The 17,456-nt window shown below is 73.2% G+C and carries 14 protein-coding genes; 4 read left to right on the top strand and 10 right to left on the bottom strand.

What is annotated here, in order from left to right:
• Positions 1 to 95 precede the first annotated feature (95 nt).
• The 3 genes from OG627_RS04800 to OG627_RS04810 all read right to left on the bottom strand — a co-directional run bounded on the left by OG627_RS04800 (position 96) and on the right by OG627_RS04810 (position 1,970).
• Positions 96 to 494: a roadblock/LC7 domain-containing protein gene (locus tag OG627_RS04800; RefSeq protein WP_329061732.1), complete on the bottom strand. Its 399-nt coding sequence runs from the start codon at positions 492 to 494 to the stop codon at positions 96 to 98.
• A gap of 148 nt (positions 495 to 642) precedes the next feature.
• Entirely contained in the window at positions 643 to 1,599 is a 957-nt protein-coding gene (locus tag OG627_RS04805) for a hypothetical protein (RefSeq protein ID WP_329061733.1), read from the bottom strand.
• The gene (locus OG627_RS04810) at positions 1,596 to 1,970 is read right to left on the bottom strand and encodes a hypothetical protein (RefSeq protein ID WP_329061735.1); all 375 of its coding nucleotides are present in this window, start codon (positions 1,968 to 1,970) and stop codon (positions 1,596 to 1,598) included. Before OG627_RS04810 ends, OG627_RS04805 begins: the two co-directional genes overlap by 4 nt.
• Positions 1,971 to 2,103: 133 nt before the next feature.
• Between OG627_RS04810 and OG627_RS04815 the strand changes: the two genes are divergently transcribed.
• Positions 2,104 to 2,469, top strand: a complete 366-nt coding sequence (locus OG627_RS04815) for a hypothetical protein (protein ID WP_329061737.1) — start codon at positions 2,104 to 2,106, stop codon at positions 2,467 to 2,469.
• A gap of 471 nt (positions 2,470 to 2,940) precedes the next feature.
• A complete protein-coding gene (locus OG627_RS04820; RefSeq protein ID WP_329061739.1) occupies positions 2,941 to 4,383 on the top strand; it encodes a hypothetical protein in 1,443 nt (480 codons plus the stop codon).
• Here OG627_RS04820 and OG627_RS04825 read toward each other — a convergent pair.
• Positions 4,364 to 6,541 (bottom strand): tetratricopeptide repeat protein, encoded by a 2,178-nt coding sequence (locus tag OG627_RS04825; RefSeq protein WP_329061741.1) that lies wholly within the window; start codon positions 6,539 to 6,541, stop codon positions 4,364 to 4,366. The two genes, OG627_RS04820 and OG627_RS04825, sit on opposite strands and share 20 nt — an antisense overlap.
• 291 nt (positions 6,542 to 6,832) lie before the next feature.
• Here OG627_RS04825 and OG627_RS04830 point away from each other — a divergent pair, with 291 nt between their 5' ends.
• Together OG627_RS04830 and OG627_RS04835 are read left to right on the top strand one after the other, a co-directional pair.
• Complete coding sequence (locus tag OG627_RS04830; RefSeq protein ID WP_329061743.1) at positions 6,833 to 7,723, top strand: helix-turn-helix transcriptional regulator; 891 nt, start codon at positions 6,833 to 6,835, stop codon at positions 7,721 to 7,723.
• Positions 7,724 to 7,933: 210 nt separating this feature from the next.
• Positions 7,934 to 9,322, top strand: a complete 1,389-nt coding sequence (locus tag OG627_RS04835) for a D-alanyl-D-alanine carboxypeptidase family protein (RefSeq protein WP_329061745.1) — start codon at positions 7,934 to 7,936, stop codon at positions 9,320 to 9,322.
• A 72-nt stretch (positions 9,323 to 9,394) separates the two neighbouring features.
• On the opposite strand, the gene OG627_RS04840 is transcribed toward OG627_RS04835, so the two are convergent.
• The 6 genes from OG627_RS04840 to OG627_RS04865 all read right to left on the bottom strand — a co-directional run bounded on the left by OG627_RS04840 (position 9,395) and on the right by OG627_RS04865 (position 17,456).
• Positions 9,395 to 10,228, bottom strand: a complete 834-nt coding sequence (locus OG627_RS04840; RefSeq protein ID WP_443073605.1) for a pentapeptide repeat-containing protein — start codon at positions 10,226 to 10,228, stop codon at positions 9,395 to 9,397.
• 207 nt (positions 10,229 to 10,435) lie between these two features.
• On the bottom strand, positions 10,436 to 13,198 hold the full coding sequence (locus OG627_RS04845; RefSeq protein ID WP_329061749.1) for an AAA family ATPase: 2,763 nt from the start codon (positions 13,196 to 13,198) through the stop codon (positions 10,436 to 10,438).
• A gap of 192 nt (positions 13,199 to 13,390) precedes the next feature.
• Positions 13,391 to 14,842: a M14 family zinc carboxypeptidase gene (locus OG627_RS04850; RefSeq protein WP_329061752.1), complete on the bottom strand. Its 1,452-nt coding sequence runs from the start codon at positions 14,840 to 14,842 to the stop codon at positions 13,391 to 13,393.
• A gap of 155 nt (positions 14,843 to 14,997) precedes the next feature.
• The gene (locus OG627_RS04855) at positions 14,998 to 16,179 is read right to left on the bottom strand and encodes an L-talarate/galactarate dehydratase (RefSeq protein WP_329061754.1); all 1,182 of its coding nucleotides are present in this window, start codon (positions 16,177 to 16,179) and stop codon (positions 14,998 to 15,000) included.
• A gap of 15 nt (positions 16,180 to 16,194) precedes the next feature.
• Positions 16,195 to 16,725, bottom strand: coding sequence for a nuclear transport factor 2 family protein (locus OG627_RS04860; protein ID WP_329061756.1), 531 nt, complete (start codon positions 16,723 to 16,725; stop codon positions 16,195 to 16,197).
• A complete protein-coding gene (locus OG627_RS04865) occupies positions 16,722 to 17,456 on the bottom strand; it encodes a ribonuclease activity regulator RraA (protein ID WP_329061758.1) in 735 nt (244 codons plus the stop codon). The genes OG627_RS04860 and OG627_RS04865 overlap by 4 nt, the downstream gene beginning before the upstream one ends.

A 17,456-nucleotide genomic window follows, 5' to 3' on the forward strand; every position in this document is an offset into this window, starting at 1 on the left:
TGACGACTTCCGTACGAGTGGCGAACACCCGGCCGGAAAACGCGACAGGGGCCGCTCCCTTGCGGGAACGGCCCCTGCGGGGGCGGGTGGTGCGGTCAGGAAGGTACGTCCGCCGCGAGGAGAGCGAGGAGTTCCTCGACGATCGCGGGTGACTCGCGCTGGAGCGCGGCGACATCGATGCCCTCGTCGCCGAGGATGGAGAGCAGCGCCCGGTCGCCCACCGAGAGGACGACGATCTGACCGCCGCCGCAGCGGATGACCACATCACGCAGCGAACCGGCGTCCGCCTGCTGGGCCATCCGCGCGCCGAGCCCCAGGGTCGCCGCGGCGAGAGCCGCGATCGCCTCGGGCTGGGCGGTGTCGGTGTCGGCGGCCACCAGCAGGCCGTCGGCCGTGGAGAGGACGCTTTCCGACACTCCCATCACCCTCTCCCGCAGCGAGGCCAGCACATCGACGAGAGGGGCGGGAGAAGTGGCGGACGAGTGTGCGTGCATGGTGTGCGCTCCTTGGTGATGATCCGGCCGAGGGACGTGCCGTGGGGCGTCGTACACGGGCTCGGTCCCAGGACCTGATTTCCGGGTCCCGAGTCCGCGATCCTGAGTCCGCGGTTGCGAGTCCGCGGTTCCGAGCCGCTTCGGCCCGCTATAAGCCGGCCTGCGGTGCGGTCGGTTCCGGTCCGCCGGACACGCGCGGCTCGTCACCGGCCTGCCGTGCCGGACGTCCACCGGGGACGCGGCGCGGCAGCGAGGCGGCGGGTACGGGGGACGGCGCGGGCGCCGGGGACCGGCCGTCCCCGACGACGCGCGGCGCGGTGCTCGGCCGGCCGATGGGCGCGCGGCCCTCCCACTGGACGAGCCCGAGGTCGTTCATACGGATCAGATCGACCATCACGCCGAACAGGCCCCGTCCCAGCGTGAACGCCAGGTCCCGGGACGTGCGACGGCCGTTGGCGAGGGCGAGCACGGCCCGGTAGCGATCGGGCAGCCGCTCGGCCCTGACGTCGGCGCGTCCGGCCGGCCGGGTCTTCACCCTGGCCAGTTCCGCCGGCGATCCCCACTGCCGGGACACCAGGGCCAGCCTGCGCGCCGTCTCCTCCGCGACGGCCTGTGGCTCGACACCGTGCCTGGTCAGCACGGTCGGAGCCGGATCGCCGACCTCCCACTCGCCGGGGCCGCCGAGGGCCAGGGCGAACGCGCCCTCGAAGACGGTCCCGGCACAGACGATCTCCAGTTCGGCCGCGCCGACGCGCCCCTGCGCGACCAGCGCGGCACCGAGGCCGTCGAGGTCGCGGACGGCGGTGAGTCCGGCCGCCCAGCCCTCGTCGTCGACGCGGCCCGACTTGAGCAGGGCGGACTCGACGGACGGAGTGCCCGGGGTCTCGATGGCGTGGATCAGCCCGGCACGCAGATGAATCGTTCCGCCAGGGGTGCCGGAGAGCCGTACGGTGCCACTGAACCCGTCCTGGCGCAGCCGCAGCAGCAGCGCGGGAACGTTGCGCGGCGAGCCGCCGCGTACCGGACGGCCCCCTTCCGCGCCCGCGTCCCGCTCCGTACCCGTGCCCCGCTCCGTACCCCGGGGGCCGGGACCGCCTGCCGTCATGCCAGCACACCTTCCACATGGCCGTTCAACTGCCGCAGGGCCAGCGCGAGATTCGTCCGGTCACGGTCCAGGGCCGCGACGAGGAGCAAGGGGTCTCCGGCGCGCCGCACGGTCCGCACCACGTGGTAGTGGCGCGCGGTCGTCACGATGACGCTCTCCAGCTCGCCGCCGTCGCCCGCCGGGCCCACCCGGTCGGTGATCACGGCTGCCAGTTCCGCCGTGTCCGCTCCGTCGCCGGCCGCCCGCGCGTCACCGACCGCGCAGTAGGTGAGTCCGGTCACCGCGTCCACCAGCGCGGCTCCGACGACTCCGGGTGTCTCCAGGAGCCTGGACAGGGATGCCTCCAGGGTTGACACGTGCACCCCCTTCATTTTAAGACAGATTACACAGTAGCCTAGTCTGTAACTTGCTTTTTGGTGACCACTCTTGGCGTCTTTTGTCCCCTTGGCTGTTCGGCCACTACGGACGACCGACCGCCGTCAGTCTGAGGAAACAGGACCCACGATGAACCTTGAGACCGCGCTCAAAGAGGCCATGACCATTGAGGGCGCCATCGGTGTGGCGGCGGTCGACTACGAGAGCGGGATGTCGCTCGGACTCCTCGGCGGCGGGAAGGATCTCGACCTGGAGATCGCCGCGGCCGGAAACACCGAGGTCGTGCGCGCCAAGGCGCGCACCCTGGCCACGCTGGACATCGACGACGTCGTGGAGGACATCCTGATCACCCTCGGCAAGCAGTACCACCTGATCCGCCCGCTGTCCTCCAGTCACGGCTCGCTCTTCCTCTACCTGGCGCTCGACCGCTCGCGCGCCAATCTGGCGCTGGCGCGGCACAATCTGCGGCGCATCGAGAACGAGTTGGAGATCTGAGCCCGGGTACGGACGACGCGGGGCGAAGAGTGGGTGAGGGGCGGGCCGGTTGGCTACGGGTACCGGTGGGGGCCGACTCCGCGCGGTGGACGACCCGGGGGCGCTGCCGACGGGTGCTGTTCGTCGTCCACAACGTGACCTCGGCGACCCGGCTCCTCGATGTGCTGCCGCTGTTCCGTGACGATCTGCGGGTGCAGGCGCTCGCCACCTGCACCGGATCCTCGCCGTTCCAGTCGGGCGTGGCCGAGTTGCTGGCCAGGACCGGACTGCCCGTCCTGCCGTGGGAGCAAGCGCGCGAGCTCCCGGTGGAGCTGGCGATCTCGGCGAGTTTCGGCGGCGAACTGCACTGCCTTGACGCGAAGTTGGCTGTTCTCTCGCACGGTGTTGGCTACAATAAGAGGCTGGCCACACCGGACACCGGACACCGGACACCGGACACCGGACACCGGACGCCTTTCGCCCGACAGCGCCGTGCCTGTCGCGCCCGCTGCCGCCGTGCCGCCGCCGGTCTTCGGGCTGTCCCGCGAGTGGGCGCTCGCGGACGGCTCCCCCGTCGCCGACGCGCTGGTCCTCTCGCACCCCGAGCAGCTCGAACGGCTGCGCGCCGCCTGCCCGGAGGCGGTCCCGACCGCCGTCGTCGCCGGCGACCCCTGTTTCGACCGGATACTGGCCGCGCTGCCCTACCGGGAACGCTTCCGGCGCGCCCTCGACGTACGGCCCGGACAGCGGCTCGTCCTGCTGAACTCGACCTGGAACCCGGACTCCCTGTTCGGTGACGGCGGCGCCGACGACGTCCTGCCCACGCTGCTGCCCCGGCTGACCGCCGAACTGCCCGCCGACGAGTACCGGGTGGCGGCCGTGCTGCACCCCAATATCTGGCACGGTCACGGTCCCGGGCAGATCCGCGCCTGGCTGGACCGGGCCCGGCGCGGTGGCCTGGCGCTGGTGGATCCGCTGGAGAGCTGGCGTCAGGCGCTCATCGCGGCGGACGTGATCATCGGGGACGGGGGCTCCGTCAGCTACTACGGGGCCGCTCTCGGCACCCCCGTGCTGCTGGGCGCCGCGTCGGCGGCCGGGCTAGACGCCACGTCCCCCGTCGCCGCGTTCGTACGGCAGGCGCCCCGGCTCTCCCCGTACGCCCCGCTGCGGACACAACTCGACGCCCTGCTGCCGGAAGGCACCGGCCCCGGCCCCGGCCGGCCGTCGCCCACGGGGCACGAGCCGGGGCCGGCCGAGCTGGTCTCGTCGGTGCCGGGCGAGGCGGCGGCGCTGCTGCGCCACCACTTCTACCGGCTCATCGGGATCCCGGAGCCCGGGGAGCCCGCCCTGTTCGACCCGCTGCCGCTGCCCGCGTACGAGCGGACCGTCAGGTCCACCCCGATGCGGGTGGTGACACGGCTGCGGGAGACGGGTGAGGTCGAGGTCGGCCGCTACGCGGATCCGCGGTCGGAGCCGGCGGGCGAGGGCGATACGCACACCGCCGTGCACGAGGACACCCTCGACCCCGGCCGGCTGGCCCTGGCCGATGTCATCGTCCGGGACGGCGCGGCCGACGACCCCCGGTTCGGCGGTCCCGAGCAGTGGACCGCCGAGGTGCTGGCCCGCCATCCGCACTGCGCCCTGGCCGCGTTCCTCACCGACGGCGGCGACTGCCTGGTCCGCACGCGCGGCACCGACCGGCGCGGCGGAGGCGGAGCCGGGACGCTGCTGCGTCTCTGCGGGCCCTCCCCGGGCGCCGATCCCGCCGCGTATGTCTCGGCGCTGTACGCCCTGCTCGCCTCGGGGCTACGGGTGGCGGACCTGGCGGCGAACGGGCTGACGGTGCGGACGGGCGGGCGCGTCCACCAGGTCTCGGTCACTCCCGCCGTGCGGCCCGACTCCTCCCTCGCTCCTGTCACTCCTCCGTCGCGCTGAGGCAGCGCTCGCGCAGGGCCCGCAGATGGACCAGATGGTAGGCGGCCCTCTCCTCGTCCAGCGTGGCCGTGGCCTCGTCGATCAGCGGCAGCGCACCGGCCGGATCGCCCTCGGCCAGATGCGTCTCCGCGAGATCGGTGAGCGTCCGGGCGGTGTTGTACGCCTCGCCCTCGGCGCGGAAGTACCGCAGCGCAGCGTCCAGCCGGATGTGGGCGCCGGTGAAGTCGCCGAGGCCGCGCAAGGCCCGGCCACGGTGCCGTTCGAGCAGGGCCAGGGCGCGGGGCACCTCGCGGGCTCCCTCGTCCTGCGGGCCGATCAGCCCGAGGACCGCCGCGGCCTCCTCGAAGCAGGCGTACGCCTCCCGCCAGCGCCACTGGCGCAGCCTCAGCAGCCCCAGCGACTCGACCGCCGACGCCTGGCCCAGCCGGTGCCCGGACTCCTCCTCGGCCCGTGCCGCCGACCGCAGTCGGACCTCGGCCTCCTCGTACTCCAGCAGCTCCATCAGGTCGAGCCCGAGCAGTGAGTGCATCCGGCCGGCCGACCGCGTGCCCCGGCCGTGGGCCTCCGCGACCCGCACCCCGGCCCGGAGCGCGGGCAGCACCTCGTCGTGATGGCCCGCCTTGAGCTGGAGCGGCCAGAGCGCCTGGCACAGCTGGTACACGGAGTCCGGGTCTCCGGACTCCTCGGCGGCCAGGGCCGCTTGGACGAGATTGCCCAGCTCGTCCGCCAGGGCGGTGAGCGCCTCGCCCTCTCCCCCGTACGGCGACGGGCTCTCCCGCAGCTCGTCGTAGAGCGGGCCGATCGCCCACCCCCGGGGCAGCGCGGCGAGCCGGGCGCGGGCCGCGAAGCGCGCGTACCAGCGCACCGAGCGGGCCAGGGCCGCCGCACAGGCCGCGATCCGGTCCTCGCGGAAGGCGGCCGACTCGGCGTGCTCGCGGACCACGGGACGGTAGCGGTAGCGGTCGGTGTCCCCCGGCTCCAGGAGCTGCCGGTCCGCCAGCTCGCCGAGGGCCCGTACGGCTTCGGCCTCCGTGATTCCGAGCGTGTGGGCGACCACGGCGGGGCCGAACGCCGGCCACTCGCGCAGTGACATCAGCCGGTAGACCCTGGCGACGCCGGGCTCCAGCGCGCGATAGGCGCTCTCGACCGCGACGCGGACGGGGTCGGCTTCGGACACGGTGGGTGCCTCCTCCGGTCGGCGGGTGCCGGACTGCGCGCGGAACTCGCCCGGACCGCCCGGAGCGCCCGGACCGGTCAGCCGGGGTACGGCGGCACGCAGCGCGTACGGCGAGCCGGCGCAGCGCTCCAGCACGCGCGGCAGCACGGCACGGGCCTCGGCCATGGCGCGCTTCCCCGCGAGGTCGGTGAGCAGCCGCAGCGCGTCCTTGTCGGAGAGCGGTCCGACGGGGATCGCGAGCGCGTCGAGACCGGTCGGCGGACGGCGCGCGACGACCAGGGTGAAGACCCCGGGCGCGGAGGTGAGCACGGCCCTGATCTGCGCGGCCGAGTGGGCGTGGTCGAGCACGACGAGGAGACGGCGGTCGGCCACACAGCGCCGGAAGGACTCCTTGCGGCCCGCCGTGTCCCGCGGTATCTCCTCGTCCCTCATGCCCAGGTCGGCGAGCAGGCCGCGCAGCAGCGCCGAGGGGTCCAGAGCGGTCCCCGACGAGGCGCCGCGCAGATCCGCGTAGAGCATGCCGCCCGGGAAGAGGTCCGCCTCGCGGCTTCCCCAGTGGATGGCGAGCGTGCTCGTGCCGATGCCCTCGGGGCCGTGGACCACCGCGACCTTCGGCCGCCCGTCGGCCTTGCGCGTGGCCTCCCGGCGCAGCAGGCGCATCGCGGTCTGACGGTTGGTGAAGAAGCGGACGGACGGCGGCAGCGACGGTATGGAATCGGCGGTCCCCGGGCCCGGTGCCGTACGGGCGAAGGCCGCCCAGGCGCGGGCGAGCGCGGGATCGCGCGACACTCCCTCGTGGACCAGCCGCGCCACGGCCGACAGCTCCTCGGGGCCGGCGGGTGCGGTCACCTCACGACCCGCGATCCGCCGGACCAGGCCGCCGGCCGACTCCCAGGCCCACTTCCCGGCCTCATTGGCCATCCCCAGGCCCACTGCGCCCAGCACAGCGGTGATCGCCGCCAGTGACATGGGATCCAGCATGTCCGCTCCCCCGCTCCCCGGTCTGCGGGCGGAACCTCCGAGAAGACCCCGCGCCACGTTTCGCGATCAACCGTAATCGGGATCCCGGCCAGGTGGGAGTGGTTGGCGACTACTCGCAACGACGGTTGGGGCCAATGCCGTTCGGGAAGAGGGCCTCTTCCGGTCATCTTTCCCGACCATGTGGAACCAGGTGCGCTGCGGGACGGAGGAAAGCACGGCGCAGAACGGTGAATACCGGAAGGTACTCGGCGGTATCAGGCGGAGCGCGCCGTACGCACCGATACTGACTCCATGACCCGACACGGAGAGCTGGGCACGGCCCTGCACCGCTGGCGTGACCGGATCGCACCGGCCGAGGCCGGGCTGCCCGCCGACGAGTCCGGCCGTGCCGCGGGACTGCGGCTGACGGAGCTGGCGCAGCTCACCGGGCTGCCCGCGGACTATCTCGGCCGGCTGGAGGAGGGCAGGGCCACCTCCCCGTCCGTCCAGGTGCTGACGTCACTGGCGCGCGCCCTGCGGCTCTCCGACGACGAACGCAGACATCTCTTCCTTCTCGCCGGGCAGTCCCCGCCCGCCGTGGGGCGGGTCTCGGACCTCGTCCCGCCCAGCGTGCGCAGGCTGCTCGGCCGGCTCGCCGGGGCCCCAGTCGGCGTCCACGACGCCTCCTGGAACCTGATCACCTGGAATCCGCTGTGGGCCGCGCTCTTCGGCGATCCTGCGGAGATCTCCCCCCGGGGCCGCAACGCCGCCTGGCACCACTTCACGGGCCAGCCCAGCCGGATCGCGTACACCCCGGAACAGGAAGCGCGCTTCGAGGCCGCCCTCGTCGCCGACCTGCGGACCGCGACGGTCCACTACCCCACCGATGTGCGCCTCCGCTTCCTGATCGGGGAGCTGCGGCGGGTGAGCCACCGGTTCGGTGGGCTGTGGAACTCCCGGATCGACGGATCGCACGACACCGGCGTCAGAACCGTCCACCACCCGGACATCGGCCCCCTGACGGTCGACTGCGACACCTTCACCGTGCCGGGCTGCGATCTCCGTATCGTCGCCCACTCGGCCGCCCCCGGGACCGAAGCGGCCGAGAAACTGAAGCTGCTGGACGTGCTCGGCGCCGAGATCACGGCGATGGCGGCCGAGTCGGCCCCGGCCGCGGAGCCCGCCCAGGCCGCAGAGCGCTGACGGCGGACGGCCGGCGGCTTCCGGCTTCCGGCTGACCACGGCCGCTGACCACGGGACCGCTGACGACCGGCCGCCGGTCGACGGAGAGAGCCGAGCGCACCCGAATTCACCCGATCGGGTGCAGGCCACCGCCGCGACCGGTCGGACGGGGATACATCCGGTCGGCTCACGCGAGGGGCGCGGTGGACAGTCTGTTCCTACCGTGGCCGAATGATCATCAGATCCGTGACGCGCTCCGCGCTCTCCGGCACGGTGGCCGTCGCCACCGGCCTGCTGGTCCTGCTGCCCGCGGCCACCCCGGCCGCCGCGGACGCCGGTACCGATCCGGTCGTACGGGCGCCGGGCCTGCCCGGCGCCCCCGCGGTCGCGGGAACCCCCTCCTCCGCCGCACCTGCCGCGTCCGCCTCCCGCAGCTCGGCAGCACCGGACATCCCACCGGCCCCCGCCGCCCCGGCCGCCCCCGCGGACGGCTCGCTGCTCCACCGGCAGGGGACACAGGTACGGCCCGCGCGGGGCGCGCCGGCGTTGCCCGACGATGTGTCCGCACTGTCCTGGCTGGTCGCGGACGCCCGTACGGGTGAGGTGCTCGCCGCCCACAACGCGCACCTCAAACTGCCCCCGGCCAGCACCCTCAAGACGCTCTTCGCCGTCACGGCCCTGCCTCATCTGTCCCAACACGCCCACCACACGGTCAGCGAGTCGGAGCTGGACGACATCGGCCCCGGCAGCAGTCTGGTGGGGGTCGTGCCCGGCCAGTCGTACGAGGTGGCCGACCTGTGGCGAGGAGTCTTCCTCAGCTCGGGCAACGACGCGGTGCGCGCGCTCGCCGAGATGAACGGCGGCTGGGACGCGACGGTCACCCAGATGCGCGAGAAGGCCAAGCTGCTGGGCGCGCTGGACACCCATGTCGTCTCCCCCGACGGATACGACGCGCCGGGTCAGGTGACCTCCGCCTACGATCTGGCGGTCTTCGGGCGTACGGGGCTGGCCTCGCCCGACTTCGTCCGGTACAGCTCGACCGTCGACGCGCAGTTCCCCGGTGACGGCGGCGGCACGTTCGGCATCATCAACACCAACCGGCTGCTGAGCGGCGAGGACGGGGTCGCGCCCTATCCGGGGCTGATCGGCGTCAAGAACGGCTACACCTCCGACGCGGGCAACACCCTGATCGCGGCGGCCAGGCAGGGCGGCCGCACGCTGCTGGTGACGGTGATGAACCCGCAGGCGGGCGGCGGTTACGCGGTCTACGAGGAGGCGCGGTCCCTGCTGGACTGGGGCTTCTCGGCCGGGCGCCGGGTCTCCCCCGTGGGATCGCTCCAGCCGCCCGCGCCGCCCCTGCCGCCGCTGCCTCCCGTATCGCCGGACGAGACCGCACCGGCGGGTGGGGTGAAGGGGCCGGTCGCGAAGGCGCTGCGCACGGCGCCCGCGGGTTCGGCGGTACCGGCGGCGAACGTCGCCGAGGCGCGGGCCGCGGGCGACGGGGAGGAATCGGGATCCTCGCGTCTGCTGCCCGTCGGCCTCATCGGCGGCTCCTGCCTCGCCGCGGTCTGGCTCTTTCTCGTACGACGGTCGGCGCGGCGCCGGGACCAGCTCGGGTGACACACGCGGACTGGAGCTGACCGGGTTGGACCGGAGCAGACCGGACGGGACCGGCGAACGGGACGGCCCGCTCTACCAGTGGCCGGGGCGGGTGAGCGAGGGCGGGATCCTGGTGGCCGGGTCCCCCTTCGCCGCGTTCAGCTGGGGCTGGACGAGGAAGAAGGCACCGGTCAGATCGGCGCCGCGCAGATCGGCGTCCCGGAGATCCGCCCCGATCAGATCGGCCTGTCGCAGATCGGCGCCGCGCAGATCAGCGGCGATCAGATACGCGCCGCGCAGATCGGCGCCGCGCAGGTCCGCGCCCCTGAGCCGCGCGCCGAAGAGGTCGGCGCCCCGGTGGTTCTTCCGCTTGCCCTTGCCGCGCACCTGGGCCCGTACCAGCTCGCTCGTGTGCAGCAGCAGGGGGTTGACGGCTGCGCGGCGCGCCGCCACATCCAGCTCCAGGAGCGCCTCGGGGCCGGTCAGGGTGAGGCGTTCGGTCTCGTCCAGGGCGCGGGCGATCTCTTGGTGCAGGGGGCGGGCCGGCTCCAGGGCCAGGGCCTCGTTCAGATAGCCGAGCAGCTCGTGGAGTTGCCGCATCACGGGCAGCGCGGCGAACATCCGCTCGGCGCTCTCGGGGGCCTCGCGCCAGTCCCGGCCGCCGAAGGTGACCTGGGAGACCTTCTGGCCGGCGCCGAGGCAGTCGTACACCGTGCAGCCCTGGAAGCCCTTGCCGCGCAGCTCGCGGTGGATACCGCAGCGGAAGTCGGTGCGCAGATTGCGGCAGGGCTCACCGGCCTTCTTGTCGACCGGGAAGTCCGCCGAGACCGAGAAGGTGAGCGCGACACAGCACAGTCCGAAGCAGTTGTCGCAGTCGGCCCGCAGGGCCGGGGCGGGGACGGCACCCGGGGTGGTGGGGGCGGGCAGCTCGGACAAGGGTTCCGGTCTCCTGGGACAGCGCGGGCGGGGGCAGACGGCCAGAGTGCGAGCGTACCGCTCGGCGGACGGCTGTCCCCGCGCGGCCCGGCACCGGCCGCCACGCCACATACCGGCCCCCGGCCCCCGGCGTCAGCCGAACCCGCCAGGCGCCCGACGCCACACATCCGGGACCCGGGCCCGGCACGCGACCGCCGGTCAGCGCTTCGCGTGCCGGGACTCCATCGCGCGCCGGGCCCGGTCCGCCAGACCGTCCGCGCCGCAGCTCTCCGCCAGTTCGAGGCCCCAGCCCAGCTCGGCGGGGAAGCCGGCCGCGATGCCGTACTCGACGCGCGCGACGGCCAGCTCGTACCGGCAGGGCGAGGCTTCGAGATGGGCGACGGCCTGGGCCAGCAGCTCGATCTTGGCCGGGCCCTCCTTCAGAGCGGCCGCGCCGCACAGCGCCACACCGATGGCGGTGTGCGTACCGAAACGTTCCGCCCGGTCGCGGGCGTACGAGGCGAGCTGCGCCGCGCGCCTGGGATCGTCCTCCGCGACGGCTCGCGCCAGGTCGAGGGCCCACGGCGCCATGACGACGCTGTGCCGACCACGCGCGGCCAACGCCTCCCCGGTCGCCGCGAGTTCGGAGATCGCCTCGTCCTTGCGACCGAGGGCGAGCAGCAGCCTTCCCCGTACTGACGGAGCATCAGGAATAACGATCGAGGAGGAGTACGGCGTGGCGAACGAGTAACGTTCGGCGGCCGCCGCGGCCTCGTCGACATGGCCGCGCGCGAGCAGGGTGTCGATGAGCATGCAGGCCGCGTCCCAGTGCATCGGGAGGCCGTTGCCGACGCGGTCGGCCAGCCGCAGGCTCTCGCGCAGATACATCTCGGCGTCCGCGAGCCGGCCGCGCCTGCGCTGGACGTACCCGACGAGGGCGTGGGCGAAGGCCAGATGGCCGCCGCTCCAGCCGGAGATCTCGAAGGCGCGCAGCGCTTCGGTGAACAGCGACTCGGCGCGGTCGAGCCGGTCGGCGAAGGCGTAGGAGAGACCGAGCAGGGCCGGCGGCTCGAAGCCCCACGCGGTGTCGGTCCAGCCGACACCGGCCGGCAATCCGCCGTCCACCAGGGCCCGTTCGGCGATCTGGACGACCTCCTCGGCGCTCTCGCCCCGGGCCGTGCCGTCGAAGGCGCGCAGCATCAGCAGCACGCGCTCGGTGTTGCCGCGCCCGCCGAGCCCGCTCGCCATCCTGGCCAGCCGGCGCGAGCGGTCGGGGCCGTCGTCCTCGATGGCCTGCACGCCCTCCCACAGGAAGTGCGCGGCCTGGAGTCGCATCCTGGCGGGGCCTTCAGGGATCCGGGCCGCCTCGGCCGCCACCACATGGGCGGCGTCACCGGTCTGGTTGTTGTGCGTGAGCGCCTGGGAGAGCCGGAAGACCACGTCCACCCGCAGCGGATCGTCCAGTTGCTGGGTGTCGAGCGCCGCCCGCAGATGGTCGACGGTCGTGGCCGGTGAGGTGAGCAGCGTCGCGCAGCCCAGCTCGTACAGCAGGACGGTACGTACGGAGGACAACGGCGGTTCCAGCAGGGCGCGTTCGAGGCACCGGCGGGCGGCGTCCGGCGCGCCGACCGCGAGGTGCTCGGCGGCGGCCTCGCGCAGCTGCTCGACCAGTTCGGGGTCGCCGTCCGGGTGCACTTCGAGGAGGTGCGGCGCCGCCGCCGCGGCTCCCCGGCCGCTGCGGGAGACCGCCCAGGCGGCGAGGCCGTGCATCGCGGTGCGCACGCCGGGCGGGATGGCGCGGTAGACCGATCCGGCGATCAGCGGATGGACGAACTCCAGCGGGTCGGTGCCCACGAGGATGCGCGCGGTCCGCAGCCGTTCGGCGCACTCGGCGGCCTCTTCGTGGTTCATGCCCGCGAGCGAGACCGCGAGGTCCAGCGAGATGTCGGTGCCGAGGATCGCGGCGGCCCAGGCGAACCGGGTGGTGGCCGTGCCGAGTTTCTCCAGCCGGGTGATCAGACCGGTGCCCCGCGCGGAGGCGCCCAGGGCGCGCAGTTCACCCGCGTATTCCTCGACCGGGCGCAGCCCGCTGTCGCTCACCTTGGCGAGCAGCTCCACCGTCTCGTACGCGTTGCCGCCCGTGACCGCCCACACCTCGCGGCAGAACACGTCGTCGGTGTGCTCGCCGAGCGCGGCCCGGGTGAGGGCCGCGATGGCCTCGCCGGTCAACTCGCGCAGGGTGACCAGCAGTCGGGCATGGATGCCGAGGGTCCGCAGATACCGCTCGGTCTCGCCGACGGCCTCTTCCGTGCGGTAGGCCACCACCACGAGGACGGGCAGCCCGCGCCCGAGGCGCCGGGCGAAGGAGGCGAGCCAGGAGAGCGTCTCCAGATCGGCCCACTGCGCGTCGTCCACGATGAGGAGCAGCGGACCGTGGGTCGCGGCGAGCCGCTCGACCAGCGCGTCGAGCCCGTCCCTGACCCCTTGCGGGTCGGCGTGCTGCTCGCCGGGAGGTGTGACGCCGAGGGCGGGGCCGACTATCTCGTAGCGGTCACCGAGCAGTTCCCGGATGTTCCCCGCCCCTCCCGCCGGCGATTTCGGGGAGGGCGCGCGCTTGTCGTGCTCCGCGTGCGCGTCACTCACGCCGCTCGGGCCGGACGCGCCGGCGGGACCGGCTGCCCGGTCGTGCGGCTGATCCGGCGTCAGGACGGTTCGGAGCAGCTGCTGTACGAGATCGAACGGGCCGGGCGTGACGGTCTCGCCGCCTCGCGCGTTCCATACCGCGCAGCGCCCCGCGGCCAGCCGCCGCACCTCGGTGAGCAGCGCCGTCTTGCCGAGGCCGGCCGCTCCCCGGTAGACGAGGAGCCCGCCGGTGGGCGAGGGTCCGCACAGTGCGTCCACGGCGTGGGCCGCCGCGGCGAGTTCGGGTTCACGCTCCAGCAGTGGGAGGGTGACCGTGTGCTGCGGCCGGTACACCGGCATCCCTTCCCTTCTCGGACTTCTCGGATCTTCTCGAACAGTGCGCAGGTCAAGTGTCGAGGGTAGCCCCGCGAGGCCACCGATGGCCTTGATTCCGCACGATTTTCGCCGTTCGACTGCGCATCGGCCGTTTGAGGAGTAAAGGGGACGGCGCGGCCGGGGCGGGCCGTCCCGCCCCCGGTCCGGTGGCCGGTGTCACGCCCGTACCGCCCTCGGCCGCGGAATGTCGCCGTCCGGTGGGCCGTCGTCCGCCGCCTCGGGGGCCGGCGCGGTCCGCGAGGTCCGCGCGGCCAGTTCGGCTGCGGCCAGTACCACCCTGAACTGGTGCTCGACCTGGTCGCTGACGGGTATCCAGCGGACGCGGCAGTCGGCCTCGAACGCCTCGCATCCCTCGGTGAGGAAACGTTGCAGCTCGGCGCGTACCTCGGGCGCCGCCCCCCGTACGAGCCGGTGTCCCCGCGCGCCCTCGCCGCCGTCGTCGAGCATCTGGTGGAGCAGCCCGGCCGAGCGCATCATGAGCCGGCGCGCGGCGATCCGCAGCGCCATGACGCGTGCGCGGTTCATCGGCGGCAGCGCGCCGGAGGCGCCGAGGGCCACGTCCGGCGACCATTCCCCGGCCAGGTCGGCCGAGACGGCGAGGAATTCGGCCACCGGGGTGAGCAGGGGCGCGGCGCTGTCGGGAAGGCCGGGCCGTACGCGCTCCAGCAGACCGGACAGATACCGCGTCTCCGCCGCGAGCGTACGGCTGATGGTCTCCAGAGCGGCGTACGGATCGGGGTGGCGGGAGGTGTCGGCGACCGCGTCGGCCGCCCACATCGGGGACTCGATGATCGCGGTCACGGTCCCGTACCGGTGCGGATGGGCCCAGGTGGAGGTGGCCGTGGCGGCGGGCAGCGAGGCGAACTGGTCCGTCTCCCTGGGGCGCGGCATGTCGAAGACGCCCGGTCCTGGACTCGGCCAGAAGAAGGCGTCGTACGGTCCCCGCTCCACCGGTATGCCGAGGTCGCGGGCGGATCCGGTCAGATGACCGGAGAACCCGGGCAGGCTCCGGGTCAGCTGGACGAAGGTGCCGCCCACGTCCACGCCGTGCAGCGAGCACTGGAGATACGGCCGCAGCTCGTCCTGGAGACCGAGCAGCGCGGCCGTCTCCGGCAGCGCCGCCGCGCCGGGTTCGGTGGGCAGCCACTCCGGCTGCCCGGCGAAGCCGGGGCGGTAGAAGTTGCGGAAGTGGTGCGAGAGGGTCATCGGACCCTTGATCCACCGCTCGTTGCGGCGGGCGCCGTCGGGGTCGGCGCACAGGACGAAGTGCCAGGCCGTATCGGCGGGCCCGGACCGCCGGCCCGAGCCGGACGGCTTCGACGCCCCGCACAGATAGCGGGCCAGCCGCAGCGCCGTGACACCGCCGACCGGCTCATTGGCGTGCGGCCCGGCCACCACCAGTACGTCGCGGCTCCCCCGGCCGACGGAGAGCAGCCGGATCGGCTCCCCGGAACGCGAGGAGCCGATCCGGCGCAGGCCGACCAGGTCGGGACGGGCCGAGGCCAACGCCTCTGCCCGCAGGGTCAGTTCATCGACGTCGAGATAACGGCCCGACACGGCGATCCGTTCAGGAACCGGCTGCGGGGCCGTCGGTCTTCGCTGTTCCACCCATGACCGGCTCCTTCGCTTCCACGGCGCTCAACTGCCCCGATCGGGCGGGGCGACTGATGCTCCATCACAGAACGCACACACGTCAACACCCCGCGCGAGGAACGGTACGGACCCGGTATGGACCCGTTCACTCCGCGGCCGTACGGGAGCGGTCAGCCCGTGACCGTGACCTCGTCCGAGGTCCACGCGGCCGCCTGGTCGCTGAGCGAGAGGCCGAGACCCGGGCGGCTGGGCACGACCATGCGGCCTTCGCGCAGTTCCAGGCGTTCGTTGAACATCGGCTCCAGCCACTCGAAGTGCTCGACCCAGGTGGTGCGCGGGTACGCGGCGGCGAGGTGGAGGTGGATCTCCATCGCGAAGTGCGGGGCCATGGCGAGGGACTTGTGGTCGGCGAGGGCCATGATCTGGAGGAAGGGCGTGATGCCGCCGACGCGTGGTGCGTCCGGCTGTATGAAGTCGGCGGCGCCGGACATGATGAGGCCGGTGTGCTCGGCGACGCTGGTGAGCATCTCGCCGGTGGCGACGGGGGTGTCGAGGGTCGCCGCGAGGGCGGCGTGGCCCTCGGCGTCGTACGCGTCGAGGGGCTCCTCGATCCAGGTGAGGTCGAAGCGCTCCAGCGCGCGGCCCATCCGGACGGCGGTGGTGCGGTCCCACTGCTGGTTGGCGTCGACCATCAGCGGGACGTCGTCGCCGATGTGCTCACGGACGGCCTGGACGCGGCGCAGGTCCTCCTTGGTGTCCGGCTGACCCACCTTGATCTTGATGCCGCCGATGCCGCGCGACAGGGAGAGGCTGGTGTTCTCCCGTACCTGGTCGAGGGGCATCGACAGATAGCCGCCGGAGGTGTTGTAGCAGCGTACGGAGTCGCGGTGGGCACCGAGCAGTTTGGCCAGCGGCAGTCCGGCGCGGCGGGCCTTGAGGTCCCACAGGGCGATGTCGAAGGCGGCGACGGCCTGGGTGGTGAGGCCGCTGCGGCCCATCGAGGCGCCGGCCCAGACGAGCTTCTGCCAGAGCCGACCGGTGTCGCTGGGGTCCTCGCCGATGAGTTCGGGCGCGATCTCCTGGGCGTGGGCGTACAGGCCGGGGCCGCCGGCCCGCTTGGAGTAGCCGAATCCGATCCCCTCGTGGCCGCCCTCGGTGGTGATGCGCGCGAAGAGGAACGCGATCTCGGTGAGCGGCTTCTGACGGCCGGTCAGTACCTTGGCGTCGCTGATCGGGGCGTGCAGGGGCAGCCGGACGAGCGAGACCTGGACGGCGGAGATGCGGTCGAGGGTGGCTTCCCCGGGAGCCGTGGCGAACGGCTTGGGCTTCTCGGGCCGGGTGGCGGACGTCATGCGGGTCTCCTCGGTTCAGTACTGGGCGTCGGGGTGGGGACGGTTCACGGGGCAGGACAGGTGATAGCCGCGCGCCGCGTAGTCGAACCCTTCGAGTTCGACGTGGTCGCGTCCGTCGGAGCGGGCGGCGTAGTAGGCGCGGATCTCGGTGATCAGACCGGTGACGGGGTCGAAGTCGTACCACTCGTCGCCGCGCAGGAATCCGTCCTGCCGCGTCTTGTAGTGCGTCCACTCGATGACGGCCTGATGGGCCACCGGGTCGGCGACCAGCCGGTCGATGGTCCAGGCGGACCCGATGGTCAGGGTGAGCCGGCGCCAGTTCTCCGCGATGGTGCGGGCGCCGGTCCAGGGGCCGTCGAGTCCGGGCGGGAAGTAGTGGACGGCGTCGGGGTGGAAGGTGGCGGCCATCTTCTCGACGTCGGCCTCGTTGCAGCCGTCGAAGTACGTACGGATGGTGGCCTCCATCCACGCGCGGCGCTCCGGCTCGGCGAGATCCCGGAACGGGACCGGGACCGGGGGCGGGGGCGGGGTCGGCGTCGCGGTCATGCGCGGGTCCTCTTCCACTGGCGGTACTGCTCCTTGGTCTCGTCGCTCGGCGGGTACAACCCGCCGAGCAGCGGCTCTCCCTGGTGGACGCGGGTGTGCAGATACGCCTCCAGTTCCTCCTGCTCCAGCGCCTCGTCGACGATGCGCGGCGCCAGATAGCGGGGGACGACGATCACGCCGTCCCGGTCGCCGACCAGGACGTCGCCGGGGTAGACGGCGACGCCGGCGCAGCCGATGGGCACCTGGAGGTCCGCGACATGGAAACTGGTGAGGCGGGTGGTGGCGGTGACGGCGCGCGCGTAGGTCGGCAGGGGCAGCGTCCGCAGCACGTGTCCGTCCCGGAACGCGCCGTCGGTGATGAAGGCCGCGGCGCCCCGGTGCAGGGCGCGGGTGACGAGCATGTCGCCGGCCGAGGCGGCCGAGATGTCGCTGCGGCTGTCGATGACGAGCACCTGGCCCTCGGTGAGGCTCTCCACCCCCAGCCACTGGAGGTTGTCCTCGCCGGGCAGGCTTTCGAGGGTGTCGATGTCCTCGCGCGCCGGGATGAAGCGCATGGTGAACGCCTCGCCGACGAATCCGTCCAGGTCGGGGTTGAGCGGGGCGATCCCCACGAGGAACTGCTGTCGCAGGCCGACGGCGAACAGCCGGGTGGCGAGCGTGGCGGTGCTGATACGGCGGAGCTTGTCCAGGACCTGGGGGTCGAGGGGCTCGTGCTCATGAGCGGGGGACAT

Source organism: Streptomyces sp. NBC_01429, assembly GCF_036231945.1.
GTDB lineage: Bacteria > Actinomycetota > Actinomycetes > Streptomycetales > Streptomycetaceae > Streptomyces.